Genomic DNA, 19,204 nt, shown 5'->3' with positions numbered 1-19,204 from the left:
GCATGTGCGGCATCGCTGGAATCGTGGCGCTGAATGCCACAGCGGCTTCTCCTTCGCGGCAGGCGCTGATGCAGATGATGGGCGCGCTGGCGCATCGCGGTCCCGACGGGCGCGGTCTCTACCGGGACAGACGCGCGGGGCTGGCGCATGTGCGCCTGTCCATCGTCGATCTCTCCAGTGGCCAGCAGCCGATGGCCGATACAGGCGATACGACGTGGATCGTGTTCAACGGCGAGATCTTCAACTACGTCGAATTGCGTGAAAAACTCACGGCGCTCGGCCACCGCTTCCGAACCCGCAGCGACACGGAGGTCGCGCTGCACGCCTATCGTGAGTGGGGAGAAACGGCCTTCGAGCGGATGAACGGCCAATGGGCAATTGCGATCTGGGATTCAGTGGCCAATCGTCTCGTATTGTCGCGCGACCGCTTCGGCATTTGCCCGCTGTATTTCAGCGAGCATGCGCACCGGCTTTATTTCGCCAGCGAAGTGAAAGCCATTTTCGCAGCCGATCGAACCATACCTCGCGCCTTTGATCCCGCCGGCATCGATCAGACGTTCACGCTCTGGACGGTCGTTCCGCCGCAAGGAGTTTTCCACGGAATCAACGAACTCGAGCCGGGTCGTGTCCGCATCTATCAGGATGGCACCGTTCGTGAGCGGATTTTTTGGCAGCCTTCCTATCCCGACAATTTCGGATCGCAGCAGGGCGAGTTCCCCGGGTCCTCCAACGACGCGGTGGACCGCGTGTCTAGCGCTCTTGAGGCCGCGACGGCGCTCAGAATGGTGCGCGCCGACGTGCCTGTCGGGTGCTACCTCTCCGGAGGGCTGGACAGTTCGCTTGTGGCTGCGCTCGCAAGGCGCTTCGCGGGCGAGCGCTTCCAAACCTTCTCCTTACGTTTTGCCGACGCCGAATATGACGAGACCCGCTTCCAGCGAATGGTTGCCAAGACGATCGGCAGTGAGCACCATGAAGTGGTCGTTTCGCGCAGAGATATAGCCGGAATCTTTCCGGAGGTAATCCAACACACCGAACGCCCGATCCTGAGGACTGCCCCGGCGCCACTCTTCCTGCTCTCGCACCTGGTGCGCGAGCGTGGCATCAAGGTCGTGCTGACCGGCGAAGGCGCTGACGAAATGTTCGCCGGCTACGACCTGTTCCGCGAAGGCAAGGTCCGCCGCTTCTGGGGGCGCCACCCGACTTCGGCACGACGCTCTCGGCTCCTGGAACGCCTTTACCCCTATCTCACCCGCTCGCCGGTGCAACAGCAGGCGATGGCGCGTCAGTTCTTCGGGCGAAATATTCACGCTTACGACGCGCCGGGCTTTGCTCATGAAACACGCTGGCGAACCACCAGTGCCATCAAGCGCTTGTTTACGGCCGATATGCGGGCTCGAACGCAGGGCCGCGACGCCGTGTCCGAGTTGCTCGCCCGTCTGCCCGCGCAGTTTGCCCGTTGGAGCCCTCTTGCGCAGGACCAGTATCTCGAGGTGCAAACACTGATGTCGGGCTATCTGCTCTCCTCGCAAGGCGACAGGATGCTGATGGCTCACTCCGTCGAGGGGCGCTTCCCGTTCCTGGACGATGAACTTGTGAGGCTCGCGAATTCGCTGCCACCCTCCTTCAAACTCCGCGGCCTCGACGAGAAGCACGTGCTGAAGCGCATGGCGGCACCCATCCTGCCCTCCGAGATCATAGCCCGCAAGAAGCAGCCCTTCCGTGCGCCCAACGCGCTTTGCTTCGTCGGCGCAGACGCTCCGGATTACGCACGCGAGGCGGTTTCGCAGGCGGCCCTGCGCGAGGCGAATGTCTTCGATCCAAAGGCGGTCACGCACCTGCTTGCCAAATGCCAGGCCAGAACTGGCGATGGCGACCTGTCCAATGCCGACAACATGGCGCTGGTCGGCGTGTTGTCGACCCAACTTCTTCATCAGCAGTTCGTCGCGGGTTGTCCCAGTGCAACGCTCGAATGCACACTCAGCGTCGACGTCGACTGCGAACATCGGGAAGAGCGCCTGCATGTTGCATGATGCCGTACCATTGCTGCATGACTACCTCGCCCATTCAGCCGTCCGACACGGAAGTAAGGTGGCGCTGGTGTGCAACAGGCAGCGTGTCACCTACCTCGAACTCGAAACGCGAGCCAACGCGATCGCCCGGGACCTTGCCGCATCCGGCGTCGTTCGCGGTGATCGCGTGATGATCTTCGCCGACAACACCGTCGAGACGGTGGTTAGCTTCTGGGCGGTGCTAAAGGCGAATGCGGTGGTGTGCATCGTCAACCCGCTCACCAAGAGCGACAAGCTCGATTATCTGCTCAACGACTGCCGGCCGACGGCGCTCATCACGGACGGCCATCTGCACGCGATCTTCCGCGAGCCGGCGCGCGGCTGCCCGTCACTTCTGCGAGTGATCGTATCGGGACCGATCGACGACGTCGAACTCGCCCAGCTGCCGTTTGCCGTGCGCTGGGACGCCGCCCTCGCCAATGGCGCGGATACGCCGCCGGCACGGCAGTGCATCGATGTTGATCTGGCAGCCATCATCTACACGTCTGGGTCGACGGGCGAACCCAAGGGCGTGATGCTGACGCACAGAAACATGATGGCCGCGTGCGCGTCTGTCGCTTCCTACCTGGCAATTGCCGAGGACGAGGTGATCCTCAATGTCCTACCCCTCGCCTTCGATTATGGACTGTACCAGATGATCATGGCTTTTCGTACCGGCGCCCGGCTGGTGCTCGAACGCTCGTTCGCTTTCCCGGCACGGATCCTCGGGTTGATCAGGCAGGAGGGGGTTACGGGCTTTCCTGGCGTGCCCACAATCTTTGCCGCACTCTCCGAACTCAGGTCCCTCAAAGACCAGGATTTCTCGAGCATCCGCTACGTCACAAACACTGCGGCAGCCCTACCCCTCAAGCATATTTTCATGCTTCGCGAGCTGTTTTCGGGTGCACGCATCTATTCGATGTACGGTCTCACCGAATGCAAACGTTGCACCTATTTGCCGCCAGAGGACCTCGAGCGAAAGCCATTGAGCGTAGGGATCGCAATCCCGAATACGGAGATGTGGATCGTTGACGAGCATGACAGGCGGATAGGCCCCGGCGTTGTCGGCCAACTCGTCATTCGCGGCGCAACGGTGATGAAGGGGTATTGGGGCAAGCCCGAGGCAACGGCCAGGAAACTCAAACCCGGCCCGCTGCCAGGCGAGCAAGTCCTATACACCGGCGACTACTGCCGGATGGATACGGAGGGTTACCTCTACTTCGTTGGCCGTGGGGATGAGATCATAAAGTCGCGAGGCGAGAAGGTGGCGCCAAGGGAAGTGGAAAACGTACTCATGGACATTCCAGGAGTCCGGGAAGCGGCCGTCATCGGTGTTCCCGACGAGCTCCTCGGGCAAGCGGTGAAAGCCTTTGTGGTGATGGAGCATGGAAGAGCCATTGGCGAAAGGGAACTGCAGAAGGAGTGCCAGAAGCGTCTGGAAAACTTCATGGTCCCGAAATCCATCGTCGTTGTGGCGAACCTGCCGATGACGGACACGGGAAAACTCAAGAAAACGGCGCTGTCATGATGCGGGGCCAGAACCAAGTCGCGTTAATGGTGTCGTTAGGGAGGACGAATTCATGTTGACCATCAAGGAACGCACCGGAATCTACAGCGAGCAGATTCGTAGTTTCTTGGTTTCAAATTTCTACGTCAGCGACGTCAAGGCATTGCTGGATGACGCATCCTTGCTCGATCAAGGCATTGTCGACTCGACGGGTGTGCTTGAGATTATCGGGTTCATCGAGGAGACCTTTGGCATTACCGTCGAGGACAGCGAACTTCTGCCTGAAAACCTCGATTCCATCCAGGGGATCGAGCAATACATCATCCGCAAAATGAACTGATGGGTGAGCGTAACGCCCAGAGCAGCCCCGTATTTGGTCTGACTGTCGCAGGATTTATGCCTGCGTCTTGACTTGCCCCAGAACCACCCGGCCCTCGCCTGCTTCGTTCGAGACCGAACGGATGTTCTCGAATGCCTTGCTGCGTTCCAGCAGACCCGCTACCTGTCGGTCTTGGCCAAGCCCGACCTCGAAGAGCAGGATGCCGCCACGCCGCAGGTATCGCGGTGCGTCTTTCAGTACGCGCATATGAATGCTCAGGCCGTAAGGGCCGGCTGCGAACGCCTCGCGCGGCTCAAGCTCGATCAGATGGGCGCGGTCGCCCTCGAGCCGCTTTTCAGAAATGTAAGGCGGATTGCAGACGATTACGTCGATAGTTCCGTCTAACCCAAGGCCGATGAGAGAGTCGAACAAGTCGCCCTGAAGCACCGAAAGACGCTCAGCCATGCCGTGATGTGAGGTGTTGCGGCGTGCCGTTTCGACGCATTCATCGGTGAGATCGCTTGCCCAGACAAGGGCGCTGGGCACATGGTAGGCGATCGCGCACGCCAGATTCCCAGTGCCGCAGCACATATCAACTATGCGCGGAGCCGGCAGGTTCATCTGATGCAACACACCAAGCGCGGTCTTGCCGAGCAACTCGGTCTCAGGTCTGGGGACGAGCGCACCGGGCGAAACCAGCAGTTCAAGTCCCATGAAGATGGCGCGGCCGGCGCCATAGGCATCAGCTACACTGAACTCTTTGCTCATGGCCGACCCCATCGCTTGATCTCCCCAGTATAGATCTGCGGCGCTCATGCGCCAGCCAAACCTGCTCCGAAATCATGAATTCTCAAGCCTTTCCTTCGAAAAACTGCAGGTACAAACTCGGTGCATCGCACTTCTGACGCTCATTGACCGACCGCAATCTCAGGTCGCCCAAGATGGAGAGAGAGAGAGAGAGAGAGAGAGAGAGAGGTGCTACTCATGCTTGAAGAGCCAATGGCGTGGTACGGAGGCTTTTAGATTTTGCGGATCGTGGAGAGGGGTAAGCGCCTATCCAACTCTCGATGGAGCGGAGGCGGACCGCAGCTCCATTGACGCGCTAATCTTCGGCTCCGGTAATTCAGCAAGTGGTCGGTGGAAGCGCCTGCGCTCCAGCATCAGCCTCACCTTGCTGCATGGAGAGGTTACCTATAGGTTTGCGGACATGTCGAAACAACTGTCCGAAGGTCTCGGATCGACATCTCATTTCCGGTCAATCGCAGAGAGGGGCCGTGAGCGAAAGCGTGAGTGTTCTGATTGTTGAGGATCAATGGCTAGTCGCGCAGGACACTGCCGCGCGGCTGCGTCGCGCCGGTTATCAGGTGGTCGGACCTGTGCCGTCGGTATCTGCCGCTCTGCGTCTTGTCGAATCGGACAAGATTGACGTGGCGTTGCTAGACATCCAGCTGAACGGTGAAACGGGTCTGCCGGTGGCGAGGATATTGCAGGCGCGAGGCATCCCCTTTGCTTTCTTGTCGGGATTTGGCCCCGCCGACGTTCCCGCGGCTTTCCGCGACTGCAGATTCCTGCCGAAGCCGGCAACCGATGCTGTCATCCTTGCTGCTGTCAGCGAGTTGGCGTCCCTGCGCACAGCTTCGCGCTGACATTCGCTCCGACCGAATTATTACCGGAGTTGCGCCCTGGCGACCTGATAGGCCGGGCGAGGTCAGTTTCACACAAGGCAACATTGGAGCTTTGGCCAGGAGGACGGCGGACTACGACCGTCGAGGACGGAAATTCAGCGTTCAAAAAGCATCCGCCGGGGTTCCACTTCTCGGCCTGTTGGCGGCGATTTGGACTTAGGTCCGATCCCGGTCGCCAGAGGTCGGATTGCGGAACATCTGCCAAGGACCCACGTTCGGGTTTGAGCACGGAGGTGCCGGCCGATCTCGAAGCGCAAGTTTCACGGGCAACTGTTGGGGAGTGTCGTAGTGCCGATTTCAAACGATATGGGGGACGAGTACCTGGAACTGGAATGTCCAAACTGTTCTCATGTCATCATAAAAAAGGGATCGTGGTTGAAGGTGATATCCAACTTCAACTGCACCCAATGCCATGCAAAAATCAGAATTGGTTATATGACCAAGCTCGCGCTTTTCGAGAAAAAAAGGCAAAGCATGAACCCGGCTGCGCAGTGAGCGTCCTGGCGGCCCGACAGTCGTTTGGGGTGGTGCGTTGAACCGTCGGGCCTGACCGGCCCGATGGCGGGGGAGCCAGGCCGGCTGGGTGAATCGTATACATTAGATCGTGCTTATCAAGCCCAAATCCGCGGCGCGACATCGCCTGGTGGGCAACGGTGAAACCCGCGCCCGTATACGCGCTAGGAGGAACGTCGGCGGTCAACATGCCGCTCATTCGTAGAGAGTGCGAACAGCTTCATCAAACAGCTCCACCTCGGCTTCAACCTTTTCAGCCGCTTTATCGACCTTGTCGAAACGCTTCAGCATTCGGTTGTGGAGCATGGACAAGCGTGCGGCATGGTAGACCACACTGCGCTTGTAACCTTCAGAGTCGAGTGGTTCGAACAACATTGTCATGGCAGCAATCCTCAATGTTTTCCGTCCTGCAATCCTTCCCTAGTAAATCGTCAATTAACTCTTTCGTTCCGCTGGTGATGCGAAGGCGCCCGAATGAATAACTCGTTGCGTCTCCAGACTGCACGAGCGTGATTCGTCTGTCCGAGGTTGGGCCTCAAGGCTTGCGCTTGCCTCGCCTGTTCGGCTCGTGCTGCGTCAGTCACGATGGACGGCCAGCTTCAGTTTTCAATCGCGTTGGGCGTGAGTTGAATACCGGCGCTGCCAAGAAATTGCCGATGATCAACCTGCTCTGTGGGACCGATCAACCCGTCAGGAGCGACGAACCGAGCCGGCTTGTATGATCGGCCCGCCGCTGGGACGCGAGCGGATCGAAGATCACGTCGGCAGGTGCTCTGCCCTCTCTGGGACGCCGGCGCCGCGCGCACTTACTGAAAAAACCCAAACAGAATAAGAGCGAGAAAGGCAAACAGCAGCGCTGCAGCCGCTAGCAACACACCTTTGTTGGAGCCCCGCCGAGGTTGAGGGTCAGGCACGAGTTTTTTCCGGTTTGGGAGTTCATTCATTGGACATTAATTTGCGGCTGCAAATTAGGTTCCGCTCATGCTTGGATGCCTACAATGCCGCCCCACAGCGCCCTACAGGCGCACGACCTTCGCTAGCCATAGGCGTATCCGCTGGCCTTCTGCAAAGGACAACGCGAACGATTCCTGATTGAATGACCGGGCAATTTCCTGATCTTTCTCATTGATTTCGTTTAGCTGGTTTACTTACTGATGTTGCGAACGACAGATGTCGCCGAAACCACAACGTAGAAACACGGCGACTGCAAATCCTAGTTTAAGCCACTCGAGCAGAAGATCGGAGCGATGCCTATGTGCCGCCGAAGCGCAAGAAGCCGCTGCGGGACATGCCAGTCTCGCCAGCGCTAGTTAGGGCTGCCGGCGCGAATCTAGCGTTTCTTCGGCTTCGGCGTGATGTCCTGCGACCCGCGCCTTGTCGCCATTTTTCGCGAGAACACCAGATTTTGCCTTGTCCTTACTGGTCGGCAACTCTGGACCGCAGCGACCGACGGCGCCGGGCGCCAGTGGCAGATCGGTCGTGGCCTTCAACGGCAAGCACCGCATGCGCGCGGGCATGACTTCTTCGTTGCCGTAGCAATCGCAATCGGCTGCCCAACGGCAGTGCCTGGCCGCTACGCGCCACGGAAGAATTGTTCCTCTCAAGCCTCTTGCTGGAAAAGGGCTTCCGCAAGTTCAACAACAACGCGCAAAGCCCGTATTGGCTCACATCCAAACAATCGCACATAGTGCTCCCGCGCCATCTCGGTCGCGTTTTCGCATTTTGGGTGTGTGCGGCGCGTCTCGGCGAAGGGCTATGGAGAATTCGTATTTCGTTCCTTTCGCCGCCTTGAATGAGACCAAGAATTTCATGGCTGTCAGAAAACGACACGTACCAACCCGCTCACGACGATCCATAGGCGCCGTGATGATAGATCAGTGCCGGACCGGGCTCTCCGCTCACCACATGCCGGACGCTGCCGAGGATTAGCGCATGGCTGTGGCGAACTATGGTATCCTCGACGGTGCAATCGACCGCGGCAAGCGCACCTTCGAGCGCCAATGCGCCGCTTGCAAGGGTGGACCAGCGTGCACCCTCGTAGCGAGCCTGCCCCTTGAGGCCGCCTCGACCAGCAAAACGGTCGGCAATCGCGATCTGGTCGGCGCGCAGCACATTCACGCAGAAGTGCCGATGCCGGCTGATGGCTGCCCATGTCGACGAGCTCAGGTTGATGCTGACGACCATCACCTCCGGTTCGACCGACAAGGAATGGGCTGTGGTAATTGTTGCGCCCGTCCGCTCGTCGCCGATGCCTGCGGTGACCACGGACACGGCTCCGGCCAGGTGTCGCATCGCAAATTTTAGGGAGATCCGGGTTTCATCCGGCAGAATGCGTTCGGTTAGTGTCATCTGGATAGCCTCATCGTGTTTGCAGTTTCACGACGCCCTGCGACGCAACGCCGTCTTGTATCCCAACCATTGGTGAATTCCGGTGGCGATGCTCTCGGCATGGGCGGTGACTTCAGGGATGCCCATCAGCTCGCCGACGCTGCCGCGCGCCAGCGGTCCGCTGATGAAAATATTGTCGGCCGGGTGACCTGACGCACCGACCGCGCGGCCGTGGCTGTCGATGTCGAGACCAAGGCCGGTTGGGTCGAGACGGACCAGGCCCAGATGTCCAAGGGTGGCGATCGCCGTGTTGGTGCGAAGAATGTCGGCATGCGCCGGCCCGGTGGTCACGATCACGCTGTCGAACGTCTCGACGATGAGGTCGTGTCGGCGCCTTGACCGCTGCGTGACGCGGAGACGCCCGTCGGCCTCATCGGCCTCGACAATCGATGCGGCGCGATAAACAAGCGTCCCCTCGACAAGGCGGCGATCCAGCACGGCCGCTACCTGTGGCGCGATGCGGAAGCGATGCACGTCCCAGAGCGCGCGAAGATGGCGCAGCACGCGGCGCTGCTCTGCGAGCGGCAAGGCCTGCCAGATCAACTGCCCCTGACGCCGGACAGCGTCGAGGACCGGATACCAGTCTTCGCCCTGTCGCGTCGCTGCCGCGATCGTGGCCCGGATGTGCCCGAGCAGCACCGTGGCGCTGCGTAAAGGCAAGCTGGTGAAGTCGCCTATCGGGTCGCCCTGCATGGCGGCCTGCACATGCGAGCGATAGCCATGGCGCGACAGTGCCGTGATGCGGCCGCGATGGCCCTTGCGGTCGAGCGTTGCAATGACGTCGGCCGAGGTCAGACCGGTGCCGACGATGAGAACATGGTCGTCGCGCGCGATCGCCTGCAGCCGTTCGAGATCGTAGGGATTGGCCACCAATCCGGCGACTGAGGCCACGCTGCGCAGCGGCGCCGGGAGGGCCGGCAATGGATGCGTCGCCGCGATCACCACAGCATCGGCGGAAAGCGTTGCGCCATCGGACAGGACAAGCCGGTAGCCCTCGCCACTGCGCTCGACCCAAGCAACTTCGGCCCTGACATGGCGGATCGCCTTGCTTTGCAGGAAGGGCTGCAGATGGGATTCGACATAGCGGCCGAAGACCCGACGCTGCGGGTAAATCGCGCCGCTGGCGGCGATGGCCTGCGTATCGTCCAGAATAGCGCCGGTCTGCTCCAGCCAGTCGGAAAAATGGCCCTCCTCACCTGAGATCAGCGTCATCCTGGACGCCCGCACGTTGATGCGGTGCGAGGGATCGGCCGTCGAATAGGCCAGACCATAGCCGAGCGCCTCGCGCGGTTCGACGACCACGATATTGGCTGCATCGGCGGGCAGCAGCCGCGCCAGGTGAAACGCGGTTGCGGCGCCGGAAAAGCCGCCGCCAATGATGGCGACCGTCAGTTTCCCAGCCCTGCGGGAAGCGCTCAAGACTGGCTCGCGCGCAGCGCCGATGGTCGATGATCTCCGGCCACCGTTTCGCCGAACGGTCCCATGTTCACCGTCGTCGGCCGGGTCGAGATTTCGTGATCGAGCGGTAGCAGCGGCAGCACCAGTTCGCCGAAGCGATAGGCTTCCTCCAGATGCGGATAGCCGGACAGGATGAAGGTATCGATGCCAATCCTTCGGTATTCGTCGATCCGTTCTGCCACGGTCGCCGCGTCACCGACCAAGGCGGTGCCGGCGCCGCCGCGCACGAGGCCAACGCCGGCCCAAAGGTTCGGGCTGATTTCGAGCTTGTCGCGGCTGCCGCCATGCAACCGGCTCATGCGCGACTGGCCAACCGAATCCATGCGGGCGAAAACCTTCTGTGCCTCGGCGATCGTCTTGTCGTCGAGGCGGCTGATCAGCCGATCGGCATCGGCCCAGGCCTCGTCATTGGTCTCGCGAACGATGACATGCAATCGGATGCCAAAGCTCACTTCGCGGCCGGCCTTTTCGGCAAGGCCGCGCACATGCTCGACCTTGGCGGCGACGTCCGCCGGCGGCTCGCCCCAGGTGAGGTATTTGTCGATCTGCTCGGCGGCGACCGCATTGGCCGCGTCCGACGAGCCGCCGAAATAGAGCGGCGGGTGCGGCGTCTGCACCGGCGGGAACAGCAACCTGCCATCTTCGATGTGGAAATGCTTGCCTTCGAAGGCTACGGTTTCGCCGCTGAGCACGGCCTTGTAGATGTCGAGAAATTCCCGCGTCACCTCATAACGCTCGTCATGGCTGAGGAATATGCCATCGCCCTTGTTCTCGACCGGATCGCCGCCCGTGACCACGTTGATCAGCAAGCGCCCGCCCGAAATGCGGTCGAGCGTCGAGGTCATGCGCGCGGCGAGCGTCGGCGACTGCAGCCCTGGACGGACCGCAACGAGAAAGCGAAGTCGTTGCGTTAGCGGCGCCAACGCCGACGCCACCACCCAGCTGTCTTCGCAACTGCGCCCGGTCGGCAGCAGCGCGCCATAATAGCCGATGGCGTCGGCCGCCTTGGCGACCTGGGTGAGATAGGGCAGGTCGACCGCCCTGCCGCCCTCGGAGGTTCCGAGATAGCGGCTGTCGCCATGGGTGGGCAAGAACCACAGGACCTTGATCCTGTCGGGGGTGGCAGTGCTCATGAATAGTCCTTTGTGACTTTACGGCGTTCCCGCTCAGCTCCAGGCGTGGAGGGGCGGGTTGACCTCGTTCAGGTAATAGTTGCCGAGGATCGCGTATTTCCAGCGGACGGGATCGTGCAGGGTGTGGGTGCGCGCATTGCGCCAGTGGCGGTCGAGATTGTGCTCGGCCAGCGTGGATCGCGTGCCGGCGAGTTCGAACAGTTTGTTGGTGGCGTTGATGGCAATCTCGGTGGTGAGGATCTTGGATTCGGCGACCGCGATCTGCGCTTCCGCGACCGTCTTCTCGTTAGGATCGGCCACGGCGCGGTCGACCGCAAGGCCGGCCTTTTCCAGAATAGCCTCGGCCGCATTGGCGCGCAGGCGGAGGTCGCCGATCGCCTGGATCGTATAGGGATCCTGCCAGGCATGATCGACGCCGCTGTCGATCCACGCGCGCGATCTGGTGCGCACGAAGCTGACCGTCTCGTCGATCGCCGCCTTGGCGATGCCGAGATCGACCGCCGCCTGGATGATCTGGAAGATGGGTCCGTCGGCTGTCGGTTTGTCGTACCCCTTGTAGCCGGGGACGAGATGCGTCTTCGCCACCTTCACATTGTCGAGCAGGACCGTGCCGGAGAGCGTCGTCTTCTGGCCGAAGCTCGACCAGTCATCGATGACGGTCAGTCCGGGCGCGCCGCGATCGGCGATGGCATACCAGGCGCGCCCCTCGTCATCGAGCGCCACAATCGGCACCAGATGGGCGAGCAGGGCGCCGCTTGAATAGAATTTCTGGCCGTTGACCACGACATGGTCACCGGCATCGACAAACTTGGTCTCGAAGTCGGCGGCACGCCTGGAGCCGAACTCGGAAAACGCGTTGCCAAAGCGCGTGCCGGACAGTGCCTCGGCGAAGAGCAGCTTTTTCTGCGCCTCGTCCGAAACCGTGCGGATGGCGGCGACCACGCCGAGATGGTTCTGCGGAATCTGGCCAAGCGAGGGATCAGCCGCCGAGATGATGGTGATCACCTTCGAGAGCGTCACATAGGAAACCTCCGGCCCGCCATGGGCCTTCGGCACATTGATCGACCACAGGCCGCTCTGCGAAAACGCATCCAGCTCTTCCTTCGGCCAGATGCGCTCGCGATCCCGCTTCGACGCTTCCCTGGTGAATTCAGTGGCAAGTTTTTCGGCGATGGCGATCGCCTCGGCATCGGTCTTGATGATATGCGCCTTGGCCGACGGGCGCTCGACCGGAGGCACGGCGACGCGCGCGTCGGACGGCTGCTTGGATTGGATGGTCATGCTGCAGTCTCCTGGGGAAAGTGTTGCGATGGAAGCGGCGCGCCGCCGAGATAGTAGATCTTGATGTCGTCGCGCTGGCGCAGGTCGGCAGCCGACCCTTCCAGCACGCTTTTACCGTTTTCGAGCACGGTGGCGCGGTCGGCATATTTCAGCGCCACCGCCGAATTCTGCTCGGCGACAAGGATCGAAAGACCCTCGTCCCGATTGAGCCGCTTCAAAGCGCTGAAAATCTCGTCGACGATCAGCGGCGCGAGCCCCATCGAGGGCTCGTCGAGCACGAAGAGTTTCGGCCGCGACATCAGCCCGCGACCGATCGCCGTCATCTGCTGCTCGCCGCCGGAGGTGAGGCCGGACCGCGTGCGCCGTTTCTCGAGAAGCCTCGGAAACAGCGCGTAGACACGCTCAAGGTCGGCCTTCACGCCAAGGCGCGAGGACGAGCGCCCGAGCGCACCGGTCAGAAGGTTCTCCTCGACCGTCAGCGAGCGGAAACAGTGCCGGCCCTCGAGAACCTGGACCAGGCCCTTGCGGACAAGGTGCGAGGGGCTTGCCCTTGAAACATCCTCGCCATCGAAAATGATCCGGCCGGCGGTAACGGCGCCGCGCTCTGCCGGCAGAAGATTGGATGCGGCTCGCAACAACGTCGTCTTGCCGGCGCCATTTGAGCCGAGCAGCGCAACGATCTCGCCCTTGCCGACCGAGAGGTCAACGCCATGCAAAGCGGCGATGGCGCCATTGTAGACGGCCTCGACGCGGCTGACCGACAGGATCGGATTTTCCGGGCTGGACATCGATAACTCCGCTGCGAAGATGGATGGCACGGCCGGCCCGCGGGCCGGCCGTGAGCTCTTCAAACTCAGTTGCTGACCACCGCATCGGCGTCTTCGGCCGTGCGGATCTTGAGGCCCTTTTCCTTGGCATAGGCCTCGGACGACTTCTCGATGATCGGGCGCAGCAGATTCCAGTCCGGCGCGATCCAGTCGGACACGACGTTCCACTTCTTGCCGTCCCACTGCTGGAAGGTCACGTAGCCGTCACCTTCGTGATTGTCCCAAGAGACGTTGATCGAGTGGAACAGGTCCTTGGCACCGAGCGCCTCGACGCGCGCCGGGTCGAGCTTGAGGTGTTCGAAGCCCCAACGGACCTCATCGCCGGTCAGCGTGCGATTGCCGAATTTGGCCTGCGCGATGCGGATGGCTTCGACATTGAGGATGCCGTTGACGATGCCGAGATTGTGGTAGACCGAGCCGATGCGGCTCTTGTCCTCGAGATTGCCCTTGCCGGCGTCGTAGACCGTCTTGACGATCTCCTTGACGACCGGGTAGTCGGCGCCAGACGCCTGGGTGGTGATGGCGGTGTAGCCCTTGGCGGCGTCGCCGGCGGGGACGACGTCCTCTTCAGAGTTGGACCAGACGTTGCCGACGATGTGATCGGCCGGGAAGCCGGTCTTCTGCGCGGTCTTCAGCGCAACCGGGTTCATCACGCCCCAGCCGCGCAGCACGACATAGTCGGGACGATCGCGACGGATCGTCAGCCACTGTGCCTGCTGCTCGTTGCCGGGGTGCGGAACCTCGATCTGCGACAGTTCGAAACCGTATTTCTGCGATAGCAGCTCATAGATCGGGATCGTCTCCTTGCCGTAGGGCGAGCCGTGATAGAGCACGACGATCTTCTTGCCCTTGAGCTTGTCGAGGCCGCCTTCCTTGGAGGCGATGTAGTTCACGATGCCCGATGTTTCGCTGTAGGGGTTGAGCAGCAGCGGGAAGACGTAAGGGAATACCCGGCCGTCGGTGGTGTCGGTGCGGCCGTGATTGATGGTGATAAGCGGCACCTTGTCGTCGGTGATGCGGTCGATCATGGCGTAGGCGATGCCGACCGAGAGCGGGTTCCAGGCGGCGATGCCGGGATTGCTCTTCAACCGTTCGTAGACCTCGACGCCCTTCTCGACCTCATACTGGGTTTCGCCCTCGCTCCAGGTCAGCTTGACGCCATTGACGCCGCCGTCGCGGATGTTGATCAGGTTGAGATAGTCGATGAAGCCGCCGAAGAAGCCGGTGCCGCCCGCGGCATAGGGGCCGACGCGGTAGCTCTGCAGCGGGAAATATTGTTCGTCGGCATGGACGGCTGTCGCGCCGAGCACGAAAGCGGTGGCGATCGCCGCTTTCTTGAGGTGACTGAAGAAGGTCATGAGTTGCGTCTCCTGAGGTTTTGGGTCCGTGAGAGAATGTCGAGCGGCGCTCAGCTGGACCTTGAGCCGATCCGTCGTTTCAGGCGGTCGAAGAGGGCCGACAGCCCGTTCGGTTCCGCGATGAGGAAAATGATGATGAGCGCGCCAAGCACGATGCGCTGGCTCATGTCGAGCACACCAGAATCGAACAGGCCGCCGAACACGAAGGCGCCGAGCCGAGACAGAACGAGCGGGAAGACGACGATGAATGCGGCGCCCAGAAACGCACCGCGTATCGAAGCCAGCCCGCCGATGATGATAATGAACAGGATCTGAAACGAGCGGTCTAGATTGAAGCCGGCCGGCTCGACCGTGCGCAGATAGGTGAAGGCCCACAGCACGCCGGCGATGCCGATGATGAAGGACGAAATGGCGAACGCCAGCAGCTTGGTCCGCAGCACCGGCACGCCAATGACGCGCGCGGCGGTTTCATTGTCGCGCACGGCAATGAAGTTGCGGCCGGTGGCGCTGTTGACCAGCCGCCAGACCAGTGCCGTCAGCAAGGCGACGGTGGTGACGGAAAGTAAATAGCGTCCGGCGGCACCGTCGAGCGAAAACCCGGCAACGGCAAGGTGCGGTGCAGAAATTACCCCGGACGGATTGTCGTTGGAGAACCAGCCGAACTTGGTCAGCGCCCACTGCACGAAAAACTGGGCGGCGAGCGTCGAAACGGCGAGATAGAAGCCGCGCAGGCGCAGGCTCGGCAATCCGAAGATGACGCCGATTCCGGCGGCCGAAATCCCGGCCAGGATCATGGTGGCAGCCAGCGGCAGTCCTTCGACTCGCAGGTTGAAATTGTATGCGGCGAAGGCGCCTACCGCCATGAAAGCGGAGGAGCCAAGCGCAAGCTGGCCGCAATAGCCGGTCAGGAGGTTGAGGCCGACTGCCGCCAGGCTGAGCGCAAGGAACGGCAGCAGGATCGCCTCGACCAGATAGCTCGACGCAAAGGCCGGGACGAGGCCGTAGACGACGACGATCGCCACGGCCGGCAAAGCTAATTTCCGGGCGAACCTCAGCCAGTCGATTGGAGCCCTTGCGGCATCGAGCGCTTGCACGGCCATCGGTCAGACCCTTTCGACGGTTTTCTGGCCAAACAGGCCGGAGGGACGCACCAGCAGCACGACCAGCGCCAGCGCATAGGCGAACCAGCCTTCGATGCCGCCGCCGACGAAGGGGCCGAGATAGACCTCGGCGAGCTTTTCGCTGGCGCCGATGATCAGGCCGCCGACGATGGCGCCAAGGATGGAATCGAAGCCGCCAAGCACCAGCACCGGCAGCGCCTTCAACACGATCAGTGACAGCGAGAACTGGACGCCGAGGCGGGCACCCCACAGCAGTCCCGCGACCAGCGCCACGAAGCCCGCGGCCGTCCACACCGTTCCCCAGATCCGCGGCAGCCGCAGTCCGACGGCAAGGGCCGCGAACTGGTCGTCGGCGACGGCGCGAAACGCCAGCCCGATCCGCGTCCAGTAGAAGAAGGCGCTCAAGCCCGCCACCATCGCTGCGGCGATGCCAGCTGCCAGAAGGTCGAACGACGAGATCAGGATGCCGCCGACCTCGAAGGGCGTGTCGTCGATGCCGAGATCAAGCCCGTGCACCTGCGTGCCCCAGATCAGTTGGGCAGCGCCCTCAATGATGTAGGACAGGCCAAGCGTGGCCATGAACATTGTCATCGGCGAGCGGTTCACCAGCGGCCTGAGCACGGTTCGCTCGATTGTGAAACCCAGCGCGACCATGACTGCGAAGGTGATGAGCAGCGCAAGCGCAAACGGGATGCCGCGTTCGACCAGGCTGACGAAGGTGAGTGCCGCAAACAGCACCATCGACCCTTGCGCGAAGTTCAGCACACCCGACGTCTTGTAGATCAGCACGAAGCCGATGGCGACGAGCGAATACATGACTCCCGACAACAGGCCGCCGACCAGCACTTCGACGACGAAGAGAAAATCATAGTAGCTCATCAGATGCCCTCGCCATCCTCGCCCTCGGCGGTGCCGAGATAGGCCCGGATCACGTCCGGATCGGCGCGCACTTCGGCCGGCGTGCCGTCGGCGATCTTGCGGCCGTAATCGAGCACGGCGACGCGGTCGGATAGGCCCATGACGACCCCGATGTCGTGCTCGATCAGGATGATGGTGACGCCATGCCGGTCGCGCGCGGCGCGCACGAACCCGGCCATCTCGGCTTTCTCGGTCGCCGTCATGCCCGCCATCGGTTCGTCGAGCAGCAGGATGTTCGGCTCGGCAACCAGCGCTCGCGCCAGTTCGACCCGCTTCTGCAAGCCGTAGGGCAGCGTCGCGACCAGCTGATCGGCGACCGTTTCCAGATGCAGGAAGGCGATTGTCTTGTCGACCTTTTCGGCAATCGCAGCGTCTTCGCGCCTGGCGCGTGGCAGGCCGGCAATATGTTCGACGAAACTGGCGCGCCTGGTGTGGACGCGGCCCGACGCGATGTTGTCGTGCACGGAAAGCCCGGGAAAGAGCGCCAGGTTCTGGAAGGTGCGCGCGACGCCCAGACGTGCCAGACGGTTCGCTGGCACACGGGAGAATGACTGGCCGGCGATCGCGATCTTGCCGTGGTCGGCGTGATAGAGGCCGCTGATGATGTTGATCAGCGAGGATTTGCCTGCGCCGTTGGGGCCGATCACGGCGCGGATTTCGCCGCTCTTGACCTCGAGATCGACATCGCTCAGCGCCGTGACGCCGCCGAACGAAATGCCAATCCCGCTCAGAGTCAGGATCGCATCGACCTTTGCCGACAGGCGCGCCGGGCGCGTGTCCGTGAGTGGACCAGCGCCAGCAAGAATGCCGGGGATTTCGGGCGCACGCTCGTATGCGGCGGCTCCCAGCGAAGCACCAATCATGACACGTTCCTGATTTTGAAGGAGTGCGCGGCCCGCAGGCCGCGCCCTGGCCTATTCGGCGGCGACAAGCTCCCTGTCACGCGCCGCTTCCAGTTCGCGCACCAGCGGGATGATGCGCTTGCCGAAGAACTCGACCTCTTCCTGGAAATGCAGGAAGCCGAGCAGGATCAGATCGGCGCCGGCATCCTTCAGCTTGAGGATGCGTTCGGCGATCTGTTCCGGCGTGCCAATCAGATTGCTGCGGAAGCCGTCATTGTATTGCACCAGATCCTCAAGGGACGACTTCGCCCAGTTGCCCTCGCCTTCCGGCGAGGCCTTGCCGGCATTCTTGACCTGGTCGGCAAAGCCCTGCACCGCTTCGGGATTGGCCTTGGCGACGATCTCGTCCAGCACGGCGCGTGCTTCCGCCTCGGTTTCGCGAGCAATGGCAAAGGCGTTGACCCCGATCTTCACCTTGTGGCCATTCGCCTTCGCCTTGGCCTGGATATCGTCGACCTGCTTCCTGATCTCTTCGGGCGTGTTGCCGTTGGTGAAATACCAGTCGGACACCCGCGAAGCCATGTCACGCGCGGCGCGCGACGAGCCGCCCTGGAAGATCTCGGGCTGCGGATCGATCGGCTTCGGCTTCATCGAGTAGTTGGTGAAGCGATAGAAGTCGCCCTTCAGCGTAAAATTGTCCTCGGTCCAGATGCCGCGCAATGCGCGGATGAACTCCTCCGAGCGGCGGTAGCGCTCGTCATGGTCGAGCCACAGCTCGCCGATGGCGGCGAACTCGCCACGGAACCAGCCGCTGACGACATTGACGGCCACGCGGCCATTGGTCAGGTGGTTGATGGTGGCGATCTGCTTGGCCGCCAGCGCCGGGTTCCATGGACCGGGCAAGACGGCGGCAATCACTTTCAGCGTTGTGGTGGCGGCCAGCAGTGCGTGGCTGAACGACACGGATTCGTGCTGGTTGTCGGCGCCGTAGCCGGCGGTGAAGCGGATCTGGCTCAGTGCGTAGTCGAAGCCGTTGGCCTCTGCGATCTGGGCGAGCTTGCGGTTGTAGTCGATGTCCCAACCGGTCCGCTGCTCGATATTGGAGATGACCAGGCCGCCGGAGACGTTCGGAACCCAGTAGGCGAATTTCAGGCCGTCGGAATGAGACGTCATGTCGTTGTTCCCTTTTTGGTTGGCTCAGCCGACGCGCGCTGCGGCGGCGGCATTTGCATGGTTGGAATTGAGCAGTGAAACCGCTTCGGATGCGGCCCGTGAAATGCGTTCGCGTATCGCCTCGCCGACGATTTCGGCGCCGATAAAATCGTCGGGCGCCCCATAGACGCCGGTCGGTACGGTGACGGCGCCGAAAAAGCCGAATAATGGCCGCAGCTGATGTTCGAGAACCAGGCCATGGTATGGACCTCCGCCTGTCGCCGCGAGAAGCACGGTCTTGCCGGCGAGCGCGCGATAGTCGACGAGGTCGAACAGGTGCTTGAGGGCGCCGGTGTAGGAAGCCCGATAGACAGGCGTTCCGACCACGAGCAGATCGGCCTTCTCGACACGCTGGATGATCGCTTCGCCGGACGCGCCGAGGGCGCCACGGGACAGTCCGACGAAAAGCGAAGGCGCCGCCTCGGTGATTTCGATCAGGCCCGTGTCTGCCGGGACGCGCAGCGCGACGTCCTTGACCAGCGCGTTCACCACCGCGGTTGTGCGCGATGGCGTGCTTACGCCGCCGGATATTCCGAGAACCGATAGCCTTGCCAACTCGTCAATCTCCCAGACCCTGCATGCGCATCGGTCATT

The 19,204-nt window shown here is 61.9% G+C and carries 18 protein-coding genes; 5 read left to right on the top strand and 13 right to left on the bottom strand.

Features of this window, described 5'->3' with window-relative positions:
* The first annotated feature begins 2 nt into the window (after positions 1-2).
* Genes asnB through ACYG9Y_RS05025 form a run of 3 tightly spaced genes read left to right on the top strand, consistent with a single transcriptional unit; the run spans position 3 to position 3,895 of the window.
* Positions 3-2,030: an asparagine synthase (glutamine-hydrolyzing) gene (asnB, locus tag ACYG9Y_RS05035; protein ID WP_023739610.1), complete on the top strand. Its 2,028-nt coding sequence runs from the start codon at positions 3-5 to the stop codon at positions 2,028-2,030.
* On the top strand, positions 2,020-3,576 hold the full coding sequence (locus ACYG9Y_RS05030; RefSeq protein ID WP_031253256.1) for a class I adenylate-forming enzyme family protein: 1,557 nt from the start codon (positions 2,020-2,022) through the stop codon (positions 3,574-3,576). Before asnB ends, ACYG9Y_RS05030 begins: the two co-directional genes overlap by 11 nt.
* Before the next feature lie 52 nt (positions 3,577-3,628).
* Entirely contained in the window at positions 3,629-3,895 is a 267-nt protein-coding gene (locus tag ACYG9Y_RS05025) for an acyl carrier protein (protein WP_023670883.1), read from the top strand.
* Between the two features lie 54 nt (positions 3,896-3,949).
* Here the strand turns inward: ACYG9Y_RS05025 and ACYG9Y_RS05020 are convergent, their stop codons facing one another.
* Positions 3,950-4,642 carry a N5-glutamine methyltransferase family protein gene (locus ACYG9Y_RS05020; RefSeq protein ID WP_023681023.1) on the bottom strand — a complete coding sequence of 231 codons (693 nt, stop codon included), beginning with the start codon at positions 4,640-4,642 and terminating at the stop codon, positions 3,950-3,952.
* Between the two features lie 506 nt (positions 4,643-5,148).
* Between ACYG9Y_RS05020 and ACYG9Y_RS05015 the strand changes: the two genes are divergently transcribed.
* Both ACYG9Y_RS05015 and ACYG9Y_RS05010 read left to right on the top strand, forming a co-directional pair.
* On the top strand, positions 5,149-5,520 hold the full coding sequence (locus ACYG9Y_RS05015) for a response regulator (protein WP_023670881.1): 372 nt from the start codon (positions 5,149-5,151) through the stop codon (positions 5,518-5,520).
* A gap of 371 nt (positions 5,521-5,891) precedes the next feature.
* Positions 5,892-6,095 (top strand): hypothetical protein, encoded by a 204-nt coding sequence (locus ACYG9Y_RS05010; protein ID WP_155921622.1) that lies wholly within the window; start codon positions 5,892-5,894, stop codon positions 6,093-6,095.
* Positions 6,096-6,267: 172 nt separating this feature from the next.
* Here the strand turns inward: ACYG9Y_RS05010 and ACYG9Y_RS05005 are convergent, their stop codons facing one another.
* The 12 genes from ACYG9Y_RS05005 to msuE form a co-directional block, all read right to left on the bottom strand.
* Positions 6,268-6,453 carry a hypothetical protein gene (locus ACYG9Y_RS05005; protein WP_023681021.1) on the bottom strand — a complete coding sequence of 62 codons (186 nt, stop codon included), beginning with the start codon at positions 6,451-6,453 and terminating at the stop codon, positions 6,268-6,270.
* 1,461 nt (positions 6,454-7,914) lie between these two features.
* The gene (locus ACYG9Y_RS05000) at positions 7,915-8,421 is read right to left on the bottom strand and encodes a flavin reductase family protein (RefSeq protein WP_050593150.1); all 507 of its coding nucleotides are present in this window, start codon (positions 8,419-8,421) and stop codon (positions 7,915-7,917) included.
* Positions 8,422-8,448: 27 nt separating this feature from the next.
* Positions 8,449-9,879 carry an FAD/NAD(P)-binding protein gene (locus ACYG9Y_RS04995; protein ID WP_023739613.1) on the bottom strand — a complete coding sequence of 477 codons (1,431 nt, stop codon included), beginning with the start codon at positions 9,877-9,879 and terminating at the stop codon, positions 8,449-8,451.
* On the bottom strand, positions 9,876-11,051 hold the full coding sequence (ssuD, locus tag ACYG9Y_RS04990) for an FMNH2-dependent alkanesulfonate monooxygenase (RefSeq protein ID WP_023686773.1): 1,176 nt from the start codon (positions 11,049-11,051) through the stop codon (positions 9,876-9,878). Before ssuD ends, ACYG9Y_RS04995 begins: the two co-directional genes overlap by 4 nt.
* Positions 11,052-11,084: 33 nt before the next feature.
* On the bottom strand, positions 11,085-12,332 hold the full coding sequence (locus tag ACYG9Y_RS04985) for an SfnB family sulfur acquisition oxidoreductase (RefSeq protein WP_023739614.1): 1,248 nt from the start codon (positions 12,330-12,332) through the stop codon (positions 11,085-11,087).
* Positions 12,329-13,120, bottom strand: a complete 792-nt coding sequence (locus tag ACYG9Y_RS04980) for an ABC transporter ATP-binding protein (RefSeq protein ID WP_023739615.1) — start codon at positions 13,118-13,120, stop codon at positions 12,329-12,331. Before ACYG9Y_RS04980 ends, ACYG9Y_RS04985 begins: the two co-directional genes overlap by 4 nt.
* 65 nt (positions 13,121-13,185) lie before the next feature.
* Positions 13,186-14,517: an ABC transporter substrate-binding protein gene (locus tag ACYG9Y_RS04975; protein WP_023739616.1), complete on the bottom strand. Its 1,332-nt coding sequence runs from the start codon at positions 14,515-14,517 to the stop codon at positions 13,186-13,188.
* Positions 14,518-14,567: 50 nt separating this feature from the next.
* Positions 14,568-15,617 (bottom strand): branched-chain amino acid ABC transporter permease, encoded by a 1,050-nt coding sequence (locus ACYG9Y_RS04970; RefSeq protein WP_023739617.1) that lies wholly within the window; start codon positions 15,615-15,617, stop codon positions 14,568-14,570.
* A 3-nt stretch (positions 15,618-15,620) separates the two neighbouring features.
* Positions 15,621-16,517 (bottom strand): branched-chain amino acid ABC transporter permease, encoded by an 897-nt coding sequence (locus tag ACYG9Y_RS04965; protein WP_023739618.1) that lies wholly within the window; start codon positions 16,515-16,517, stop codon positions 15,621-15,623.
* Positions 16,517-17,419, bottom strand: coding sequence for an ABC transporter ATP-binding protein (locus ACYG9Y_RS04960; RefSeq protein WP_023739619.1), 903 nt, complete (start codon positions 17,417-17,419; stop codon positions 16,517-16,519). The genes ACYG9Y_RS04965 and ACYG9Y_RS04960 overlap by 1 nt, the downstream gene beginning before the upstream one ends.
* Before the next feature lie 51 nt (positions 17,420-17,470).
* Positions 17,471-18,571 carry a dimethylsulfone monooxygenase SfnG gene (gene sfnG / locus ACYG9Y_RS04955; protein ID WP_023739635.1) on the bottom strand — a complete coding sequence of 367 codons (1,101 nt, stop codon included), beginning with the start codon at positions 18,569-18,571 and terminating at the stop codon, positions 17,471-17,473.
* Between the two features lie 24 nt (positions 18,572-18,595).
* Positions 18,596-19,165, bottom strand: a complete 570-nt coding sequence (msuE, locus tag ACYG9Y_RS04950; protein ID WP_031193016.1) for an FMN reductase — start codon at positions 19,163-19,165, stop codon at positions 18,596-18,598.
* Between the last annotated feature and the right edge of the window lie 39 nt (positions 19,166-19,204).

This window comes from Mesorhizobium sp. W050 (genome assembly GCF_054719535.1).
Note: the sequence above shows the minus strand (reverse complement) of the source record. Positions and strands in the feature narration are given on the sequence as shown.

Coding starts and splice junctions, on each gene's coding strand:
- asnB (WP_023739610.1), top strand. CDS start 3: ATGTGCGGCATCGCTGGAATCGTGGCGCTGAATGCCACAGCGGCTTCT.
- ACYG9Y_RS05030 (WP_031253256.1), top strand. CDS start 2,020: ATGTTGCATGATGCCGTACCATTGCTGCATGACTACCTCGCCCATTCA.
- ACYG9Y_RS05025 (WP_023670883.1), top strand. CDS start 3,629: ATGTTGACCATCAAGGAACGCACCGGAATCTACAGCGAGCAGATTCGT.
- ACYG9Y_RS05020 (WP_023681023.1), bottom strand. CDS start 4,642: ATGAGCAAAGAGTTCAGTGTAGCTGATGCCTATGGCGCCGGCCGCGCC.
- ACYG9Y_RS05010 (WP_155921622.1), top strand. CDS start 5,892: ATGTCCAAACTGTTCTCATGTCATCATAAAAAAGGGATCGTGGTTGAA.
- ACYG9Y_RS05005 (WP_023681021.1), bottom strand. CDS start 6,453: ATGACAATGTTGTTCGAACCACTCGACTCTGAAGGTTACAAGCGCAGT.
- ACYG9Y_RS05000 (WP_050593150.1), bottom strand. CDS start 8,421: ATGACACTAACCGAACGCATTCTGCCGGATGAAACCCGGATCTCCCTA.
- ssuD (WP_023686773.1), bottom strand. CDS start 11,051: ATGAGCACTGCCACCCCCGACAGGATCAAGGTCCTGTGGTTCTTGCCC.
- ACYG9Y_RS04985 (WP_023739614.1), bottom strand. CDS start 12,332: ATGACCATCCAATCCAAGCAGCCGTCCGACGCGCGCGTCGCCGTGCCT.
- ACYG9Y_RS04980 (WP_023739615.1), bottom strand. CDS start 13,120: ATGTCCAGCCCGGAAAATCCGATCCTGTCGGTCAGCCGCGTCGAGGCC.
- ACYG9Y_RS04975 (WP_023739616.1), bottom strand. CDS start 14,517: ATGACCTTCTTCAGTCACCTCAAGAAAGCGGCGATCGCCACCGCTTTC.
- ACYG9Y_RS04970 (WP_023739617.1), bottom strand. CDS start 15,617: ATGGCCGTGCAAGCGCTCGATGCCGCAAGGGCTCCAATCGACTGGCTG.
- ACYG9Y_RS04965 (WP_023739618.1), bottom strand. CDS start 16,517: ATGAGCTACTATGATTTTCTCTTCGTCGTCGAAGTGCTGGTCGGCGGC.
- ACYG9Y_RS04960 (WP_023739619.1), bottom strand. CDS start 17,419: ATGATTGGTGCTTCGCTGGGAGCCGCCGCATACGAGCGTGCGCCCGAA.
- sfnG (WP_023739635.1), bottom strand. CDS start 18,571: ATGACGTCTCATTCCGACGGCCTGAAATTCGCCTACTGGGTTCCGAAC.